The following is a 7,177-nucleotide window of genomic DNA, read 5'->3' as shown; positions in this document are numbered from 1 at the left end:
GGCTTATGGATACAGGCCGCGCATTTCGCGGGCGTGCAGGATGCGCTGGCAGGCCACGATGAAGGTGGCGGTGCGCAGGCTCACCTTGTGCTCTTGCGCCACTTGCCAGATGCCCGCAAAGGCCTCTTGCATGATGCGCACCAGGCGGGCGTTGATCTCGTCCTCGCTCCAGAAGAAGCTGGAGAAGTCCTGCACCCATTCAAAGTAGCTCACCGTCACACCACCGGCGTTGGCGATCACGTCGGGCAGCACCAGCACGCCCTTGTCGTTCAGGATGTCGTCGGCCTCGGTGGTCGTGGGGCCGTTGGCACCTTCGATCACGAGCTTGGCCTTGATCTGGCCCGCGTTGTCCTTGGTGATCTGGCCTTCCAGCGCGGCGGGGATCAGGATCTCGCAGTCCACGCCCCAGAACTCCTCGGCCTTCATCACTTCGGCGCCGGCAAAGCCACCCACGCCGCCACGGGTCTTCACATGCGCCAACAGCGCGGGCACATCCACGCCCTTGCTGTTGAAGATGGTGCCGGTGTGGTCCTGCACAGCCACCACCTTGGCCCCCGCTTCGGCAAACAGCTTGGCGGCAATGCCCCCCACGTTGCCGAAGCCCTGCACGGCGACGCGGGCGCCGTCGAGCGCCAGGCCGGTCAGCTTGGCGGCTTCCACGCCCACGGTGAACACGCCGCGGCCGGTGGCTTCCACACGGCCCAGCGAGCCGCCCAGGTCCACAGGCTTGCCGGTGACCACGCCGGTGGCGGTAGCGCCCACGTTCATCGAGTACGTGTCCATCATCCAGGCCATGACCTGGCCGTTGGTGTTCACGTCGGGTGCGGGGATGTCCTTGGACGGGCCGATCAGCAGGCCGATTTCGCTGGTGTAGCGGCGCGTCAGGCGCTCCAGCTCACCCATCGACAGCTTCTTGGGGTCCACGCGGATGCCGCCCTTGGCACCGCCGTAGGGCACGTTCACCGCCGCGTTCTTCACCGACATCCAGGCCGACAGGGCCATCACCTCGGACAGCGTCACGTCCTGGTGAAAACGCACGCCACCCTTGCCGGGGCCCCGGCTCAGGTTGTGCTGCACGCGGTAGCCTTCGTAGTGGGCGATGGTGCCGTTGTCCAGCTCGATCGGCACGTCCACGATCAGGATGCGCTTGGGCCGCTTGAGCGTTTCCACCCAGCGCGCCAGGCTGCCCAGGTAAGGGGTGACGCGGTCCACCTGCTGCAGGTAGTTGCCCCAGGGGCCGAGGTGGTCGGCCTGCAGGTACGAGGGCAGGGGGTGGGATTGTGCGGCGGGGGCGCCGACAGGGTTTGACATGGTGAATTTCCTTGTGGGATCAGTTCAGGCTGCGAAGCTTATGCCTCGGCCCGGGCACTGTCCAAGGCCGGTGTGTTTGTGGGTTATGCGTTTGATGCATAGTTTGGCGCAACCCCATCCCATGCTGCAGTGCGGCAATCTACCGGCGGGGTAGCGGCCCGTGGGCCCGGACCTTGCCGGGCGGCCCGTTGCGCCTAGACTCGGCCAGCCCGGCGCAGAACCAGGCGCTGCACCGGGCACACACCGGACGCACACCGGACCGCCGGGACCATGAAAAAGAGAGGGAAATCCCATGAGCGTGACCTACACCGCCTGCCCGCAGTGCCAGGCGCCCAACCACCCTACGGCGCGTTGGTGCGTGAAGTGCGCCCACCCCCTGGAGGCAGAGGCCAACCTCGCCACCGCCGCTGCCCCGGCGCCGATGGAGTTTGTGTTCGATGACGACGAGCACCCTGCTGCGGGCCCGGCGCGCCAGCGACCGGCCATGGCCTACGCAGGCGCCGCAGTGGCCCTGCTGGTGGTGGCGGGCGCCGCGGCCTGGTACCTGCTGGGCCGGCCCGATGCCGTGCCGCCCCCGCAGCAGGCCCCGGCCGTCGCAGCCCCTGCCGCCGTGCCCGGCACCGCAGGCACTGCGGAGTCTGCACCTGCCCGCGCCGAGCCGGTGGAGGAAATCATTGAATCCGAACGCGCACGCCCAGCAGCCGCTGCCTCCGCACCAGACAGTGCCGCTGCTGCGCCGTCGTCTGCATCTGCGGCCTCTGCGCCGCCTTTCACGCCTGTCACCGCGCCCCGCGTGGCCGATGCGGCATCGCTGCCTGCCACCGGCAAGCCACGCACAGTGGCACCGGCCGACAACGCACCGTGGCCGCCGCCCGCAGCGCCCGCGCCTTCGCCCGTCGACAGCCTGGCCCGCTTGCGCGGTGCGCTGGCCCAGTGCGCGGCCATGAGCAACGAGCTGTCGCGCGCAAGCTGCCTCACCCGCACACGGCAGAACTTCTGCGGCGACGCCTGGGGCCGCATCCCCGAATGCCCGCCGGGCCAGTGATGGCATGCGCAGCCTGGCTCCGCGCCGCCCGCTGCCGTGTCCGCAGCGGTGCGGGTCCTATTCGATGCGGATCTTCTGCAGCGCCGGGTCGCCTGGCGGGTAGCGCAGGTCCAGGCCGGTGAGCACCTCGCGCACCAGCGTGGCGATCATCAGGTTGCGGTGTGTCTTGGAGTTGGCAGGCACGATGGTCCACGGCGCCCAGGGCGTGTGCGTGGCGGCCAGCAGCATTTCGTAGGCCTTCTGGTACTGGCTCCACTGCTTGCGTGCCTCGATGTCGCTCATCGAGAACTTCCAGTGCTTGGCCGGGTCGTCCAGGCGCTCCTGCAAGCGTTCGCGCTGCTCGTCAGCGCTGATGTGCAGCATGAACTTGAGCACGATGGTGCCGGTGTGAGTGAGCATGCGCTCGAAGTCGTTGATATGGCCAAAGCGCTGGTGGTGCTGCTCGGGGGTGATCCATCCGTTCACGGCGGGCACCAGCACGTCCTCGTAGTGGCTGCGGTTGAACACCGTGATCTCGCCCGCGCCGGGCACCTTCTGGTGGATGCGCCACAGGTAGTCGTGGGCACGTTCGGCCTCGGTGGGGGCGCTCCAGCCCACGGCGTGCACGCCCAGCGCGCTCATGCGGCCAAACACGCCCCGGATGGTGCCGTCCTTGCCGGCTGTGTCCGTGCCCTGCAGGATCACCAGCAGCTTGTAGCGCTTGTCGGCGTAGAACAGGTTCTGCAGCGTGTCCAGCTCCTGCGCAATGGACTCGGTGACGGCTTTGTCCTGGAGCTTGTCGCCCAGCGAAAACGGTTTGGCCGACGGGTCAAAGTCCTTGAGCGACACCGTGCGGCGGTGTTTGCCGGCCTTGCGCCGCTCGGGCTGGCCGTCGGGGCGCTTGTCATCGTCGTGCTGTGGCGCGTCCGGCTGCCATTGCGACCAGCGCTGGGCCACGTCTTTGTTGCTGCTGTGAAACGGGTGGTTCATGCGGGCTCCTCGATGGGCCATCGTACGTCAGCGGCGCGGGCGCAGTATCCTCTTCTTTCAAAATTTCGACGCTACCAAAATCATAGCTATTGGCGCATGATTCACTAGCGCTTGAGGCCGGTTGGGCTTGAAACTGGCCGCAGTAGCCGCTCAGCGCGCCCCATGCGCCATGCGGTAGGCCAGCGGCGTCTGCCCCGTGGCCTGGCGGAACGCGCGGTGCAGTCCGGCCTCGCTGGCAAAGCCCAGGTCTTCGGCGATGCGCTTGAGCGGCAACGGCGTGTCGCACAGCGCCTCGCTGGCCTGGCGCAGCTTGATGCGGCGCATCCACAGGGCCGCCGTCCGGCCCGTGTGGGCCTGCACCCGCCGCGCCAGCGTGCGGGGCGAGAGGCCCAGCGCCTGAGCCAGCGCGGGCAGCCGCAGATCGGTGGCGGGGCTGCGCTGCACCCACAGCATGGCGCGGCGCAGGTCGGCGTCTGCCAGCGTCATCAGGTCATGCCCGGCAAATGCCGGGTGCGCCGTGCGGGGGCGGGGCAGCATCAGCAGCTCTTGCAGGTCGGTCAATGCCTGGGCTGGCAGGCGGGCGGCCAGCGCGTGCAGCATCAGCGGCAGATAGCCGTTGGCCCCGGCGGCCGTGGTGGCAGTGGGGCCGGCCACCAGCGGCTCGTCAAAGCGCCAGTCCACCTGCGCGAACTGCTGCTCCAGCGCGGCACGCAACCACCAGGTGGCCGTGGCACCCTGGCCGCGCAGCCGCCCGCTGGCGGCCGCCAGCACCACGCCCGCGCAGTAGCTCCACACCTGCGTGCGCCGGGGCAGCGCGCTCAAGGCCTGCACCGTCGGGGCCAGCTGCTGCAGCGGCCCTTGCAGCTGGTCAGGCGACGAGAGCCACAGGCCCGGCACCAGCACCACATCGGCCTCAGCCTGCTGCAGCGCCACGGTGGGCGCCAGCGCGGGGCCTTGCCAGGTGGGCACGGGCAACCGGTCCACACCCGCCCAGCAGATGTCCATCACGCTGGCCTGGGCACGCAGGTTGGCGGCGCGTGCCATGTCTGCTGCCGCAAACAGGCCGGCGGGCATGCAGCCCGGGTAGAGCAGCAGTGCCACGCGCAGGGGCGGCTGGGGTGTGGAGGATGGGGAAACCATGGGTGGCACAAAAAGGCAAAAAATTGTCAATCTGCGCCATTTTCGCGGGAGGCCTGCTTTTCAACAATGGCAACACCCCTTCCCACTGAAAGCACCCCATGCTCATCACCCAATTGCGCAACGCCACCGTCCTGCTGGAGTTTCAGCACGCGGGCCGCCCCGTCGGCCTGCTGGTGGACCCCATGCTCGCGCCCCGGGGCAGCCTGCCCGCGCTGCGCTACCTGGGCACCCGGCGCCAGCGCAACCCCCTGGTGGACTTGCCCGCCGGGGCCGACGCCGCGCTGCAGCGCGTGACCCACGCGCTCATCACCCATTGCCAGCGTGGGCACTTTGACCACCTGGACCGCGCGGGCAAGCAGTTTCTGCGCGAGCGCCAGATTCCCGTCCTCTGCATGCCACACGACGCCGCCTACCTGGCGCAGCGCGGCCTGCAGGTGCAGCCGCTGGCGGGCGATGGCCGTCAGCCCTTTGCACTGGGCGGGCAGGTCACGCCCGTGGCCTGCACCCACGGCCGGGGCTGGGTGGTGCGCTTGATGGAGCACGGCCACGGCTACCTGCTGGAGCTGCCGGGCGAGCCCAGCGTGTACCTGGCCGGAGACACCGTGCTGACGCCCCCGGTGCGCGACTGCCTGCAGCACCTGCAGCCCGGTGTGGCCGTGCTGCCCGCCGGTGGCGCCCGGTTTGACCTGGGCGCCGACATCCTGATGGACGCTGCAGAAGTCGCGCAGGCCGCCGCGCTGACAACCGGCGCGGTGGTCGTCAACCACCTGGAGGCCCTGGACCATTGCCCCACCACCCGCGCCCAGGTGCGCGCCCTGGCGCAGCGCGGCGGGTGGGCGCACCGCCTGTGGGTGCCCGAGGACGGCGAGGGCCGGCACTACCCTGGGCCCACCGTCAAATGCGATGCTATGAATTCAGTAGCTGCAGAGGCATGATCGACTAGAGCTACCGCCCGAAAAGGCTGCAAATCACGCCAGCTCGGACTCCAGCGCCCGCTGGTCCCGCATCAGCGCCACAAAGCGCGCAGCGCCCAGACCCAGTGGGCGCTCCTTGGACCACACCACGTCCACCCACAGCGCGGCGCCGTTGCTCAGGTTCTCGAACGGCATCTCCACCAGTCGCCCCGCCTCGATGCGCGACTGCACCAGCGCGCGCGGCTGCCAGCCCCAGCCCATCCCGGCTTCGATGAGGCCCAGCGCGGCCAGGTGGTTGTCGGTGCGCCAGTGGTGGCGGGCAAACACAAAGCGCGGGTCGGTCTGCGCCAGGTCGCGGCTGGCCACCACGATCTGGCGCGTGGTGGTCAGGTGCTCTTCGCGCAGCATGGCGTCTTCGGGCGGTGCGCCCCGTGCCTGGGCGGCGGCACGGGCGGCTACCAGCACCGGGTGCTGCGGCGCCATCACCGCCACCAGGGTTTCGGTGCCCACTTCCTGAAAGCCCTCGCGCCCGTCGATGCTGGGCCGCTCAAACACCAGCGCCAGCTGTGCGCGGCCGCTGTGCAGCAGCGCCAGCGCATCCACCTGCGGCGCGGCCAGCACCTCGATCTGCAGCAGCGGGTGCTCTTGCGCCAGTGCCGCCAGCGCCTCCGTCCAGCGCGCAGCCAGCAGTTCGGGCGCAATGGCCAGCGTGAGCCGCTCCTCCAGCCCCTGGGTCAGCGCCAGCGCCTGGGCGTTGAGCTGCTGCAGCTGCCCGGCCAGCAGCCGGGCCTGGGGCTCCAGCGCGCGGGCGGCGGCGGTGGGGCGGGGCTCGCGTCCGCTGCGGTCAAACAGCTGCACATCCAGTTCGGCCTCCAGGTGGGCAATGGTCATGCTCACCGCCGACGGCACACGCGACAAGGCCCGCGCGGCGGCCGAGAACGAGCCGTGGTCGAGCACGGTCAGAAACACCTGCACGCTGTCGGAGTTGAAGGCCATGGCGGTTCGATCTATCAATAAAACTGAAACAAGCTGACTTTATGTGTCAGTGCGGCGAATATAAAGTACCGGCCATGGACAAGACACCGACTCTTTTTGGCCTGCAAGGCGTCAAGCGCCGCCTGATCTACGTGACCCTGTACGAACTGATCGCCATTGGCGCCGCCACGGTGGGCCTGGCGCTGCTCACGGGCCAGGGTGCGGGGCATTCGAGCGTGGTGGCGGTGGCGGCCTCGGCGATCGCCATCGTCTGGAACATCGTCTTCAACTGGGCCTTCGAGCGCTGGGAGGCACGCCAGTCCGTGCGCGGGCGCAGCGTGGCGCGGCGCGTGGCGCACGCCATCGGGTTCGAGGGCGGCCTGGTCTTCACGCTGGTGCCGCTGTTTGCCTGGTGGTTCGGCGTGAGCCTGTGGCACGCGTTTGTGATGGACCTGGGGCTCATCGTGTTCTTCCTTTGCTACACCTTTGTCTTCAACTGGGTGTTTGACCACCTGTTCGGCCTGCCCGCATCGGCCATGGCGGCGTCGTAGCAAGGGGCCAAGACACGCTTCTTCCAACAATGTCAACCGCCGTTCTTCGGCGGCCATGGGCGCTCAGCCGCCACCCATAATCGGCCCCATGCGAGGGCCGTTTTTATTGCTGCTGCGGGGTTTGCGGGGTCGGTGGGCTGGCGTGGCGGCCTGCTGCGTGCTGGCAGGCTGTGCCAGCAATGCTCCCACCCCGCGTGGCGAGGTGAAGGGGGCGCCCACCCATGCCGCCGAACTGGCCCAGTCCGACGCCAACCGCATGGCCACCCTGGCCA

Annotated in this window: 7 protein-coding genes and 1 pseudogene; 4 read left to right on the top strand and 4 right to left on the bottom strand. The window is 69.1% G+C overall.

The annotated features are described in order from the left end of the window. Positions 1-3: 3 nt before the first annotated feature. A complete protein-coding gene (locus tag DBR23_RS15080; RefSeq protein ID WP_108498790.1) occupies positions 4-1,311 on the bottom strand; it encodes a Glu/Leu/Phe/Val dehydrogenase in 1,308 nt (435 codons plus the stop codon). Between the two features lie 292 nt (positions 1,312-1,603). Between DBR23_RS15080 and DBR23_RS15075 the strand changes: the two genes are divergently transcribed. After that, the gene (locus tag DBR23_RS15075) at positions 1,604-2,356 is read left to right on the top strand and encodes a hypothetical protein (protein WP_108498789.1); all 753 of its coding nucleotides are present in this window, start codon (positions 1,604-1,606) and stop codon (positions 2,354-2,356) included. A gap of 57 nt (positions 2,357-2,413) precedes the next feature. Here DBR23_RS15075 and DBR23_RS15070 read toward each other — a convergent pair whose 3' ends face one another. After that, positions 2,414-3,325: a PPK2 family polyphosphate kinase gene (locus tag DBR23_RS15070; protein WP_108498788.1), complete on the bottom strand. Its 912-nt coding sequence runs from the start codon at positions 3,323-3,325 to the stop codon at positions 2,414-2,416. A 150-nt stretch (positions 3,326-3,475) separates the two neighbouring features. Further along, positions 3,476-4,465, bottom strand: coding sequence for a GlxA family transcriptional regulator (locus DBR23_RS15065; RefSeq protein WP_108498787.1), 990 nt, complete (start codon positions 4,463-4,465; stop codon positions 3,476-3,478). A gap of 98 nt (positions 4,466-4,563) precedes the next feature. Here DBR23_RS15065 and DBR23_RS15060 point away from each other — a divergent pair, with 98 nt between their 5' ends. Beyond that, on the top strand, positions 4,564-5,400 hold the full coding sequence (locus DBR23_RS15060; protein ID WP_108498786.1) for an MBL fold metallo-hydrolase: 837 nt from the start codon (positions 4,564-4,566) through the stop codon (positions 5,398-5,400). Positions 5,401-5,433: 33 nt separating this feature from the next. Here the strand turns inward: DBR23_RS15060 and DBR23_RS15055 are convergent, their stop codons facing one another. Then, entirely contained in the window at positions 5,434-6,375 is a 942-nt protein-coding gene (locus DBR23_RS15055; RefSeq protein WP_108498785.1) for a LysR family transcriptional regulator, read from the bottom strand. Between the two features lie 74 nt (positions 6,376-6,449). Here DBR23_RS15055 and DBR23_RS15050 point away from each other — a divergent pair, with 74 nt between their 5' ends. Both DBR23_RS15050 and DBR23_RS15045 read left to right on the top strand, forming a co-directional pair. After that, on the top strand, positions 6,450-6,905 hold the full coding sequence (locus DBR23_RS15050) for a PACE efflux transporter (protein ID WP_108498784.1): 456 nt from the start codon (positions 6,450-6,452) through the stop codon (positions 6,903-6,905). An 88-nt stretch (positions 6,906-6,993) separates the two neighbouring features. Next, positions 6,994-7,177: pseudogene (locus DBR23_RS15045) on the top strand (hypothetical protein); the annotation flags it as partial.

This window comes from Acidovorax sp. HMWF018 (assembly GCF_003061035.1).
Taxonomy (GTDB): domain Bacteria; phylum Pseudomonadota; class Gammaproteobacteria; order Burkholderiales; family Burkholderiaceae_C; genus Acidovorax; species Acidovorax delafieldii.
The sequence above is the reverse complement of the archived record's forward strand: the minus strand, read 5'-3'. Positions and strand labels throughout refer to the sequence as shown.